The 914-nt window shown below is 61.1% G+C and carries 1 protein-coding gene; it reads left to right on the top strand.

Going from position 1 to position 914, the window contains the following annotated elements; translation table 11 throughout:
• On the top strand, positions 1-914 hold a 914-nt coding region (locus ACTJKF_RS31355; protein ID WP_440629009.1), incomplete at both ends, for a T6SS effector phospholipase Tle3 domain-containing protein.

Below are 914 nucleotides of genomic sequence, written 5' to 3'. Positions count from 1 at the left end.
GGCGGCTGGACGATCAGATGATGTATCACGGTGTAGACGCCGGGCAGTTGACGCCCGCGAAGTACACGGAAAGCGTGACGCCGGATGGGTTTTTGAATCCAAAGTTGCTGGCGAATAACTACGTCAAGCCCGATCCGTCGTTTTCACCCGTGATTCATTTTCGGTGGGGTTATCGGGCGACTGGAGCGGAGCTGAAGGAATACGGCGACAAGATCTTCCTGAACGAGAAGGACTATTGGGGCGGCGGTCCGTTTACGAACGGCTGTTCGAGCCTGCCCGATCTTTGGCATGGCGGACTGGACGATCGAACGATGGGATGGATGACGGTGCAAGGCATCAACCCGACCAGCCGTCCGCTGTATCGGGCGCCGCCACGCGCGTATGGCGTGCTCGCGGCGTTGCGCCTCGCCAGGCTGATCGAATCGATCCGCCGAATGCAGGCCGACGTACCGATTACTGTCGTCTGCCATAGCCAGGGCAACATTGTCGGTCTCACCGCGGCCTTCTTCGGCGACGCATTCCCCGATGTCGAAGATCCGTGGGGACGCAAGGGCCACTGCGTCGCGGACGCCTACGTGCTGGCGAATGCACCGTACAGCTTCGCGAATGAGGACGGCCCGTATAAATCCGACACGTTCATGGATACGTGGTCGCAACGCGCGACGAAGGACGCAAGCGGGCAGCGCGGACGGCAGACCTACGCCGCGCGCACGCAGACCTTCGGCAGATTCCTGTCGATCATCGGCGCTCGCAAGGCATGTGAACTGCCCGCGAACAAGATCGATGAAGACATGGAAAACGAGCGTGTCTCGCCGACGAGCAACCGGTCGTATGCGGCGCAAGAGGATCGTCTGCGGCACGGCTTGAATGGGTCGACGTATGGCCGCGTCACCGCGTATTGCTGTCCGCACGAT

The organism is Burkholderia sp. 22313 (assembly GCF_052045245.1).
Classification (GTDB): domain Bacteria; phylum Pseudomonadota; class Gammaproteobacteria; order Burkholderiales; family Burkholderiaceae; genus Burkholderia.
This window is presented reverse-complemented; position numbering and strand designations above follow the sequence as displayed.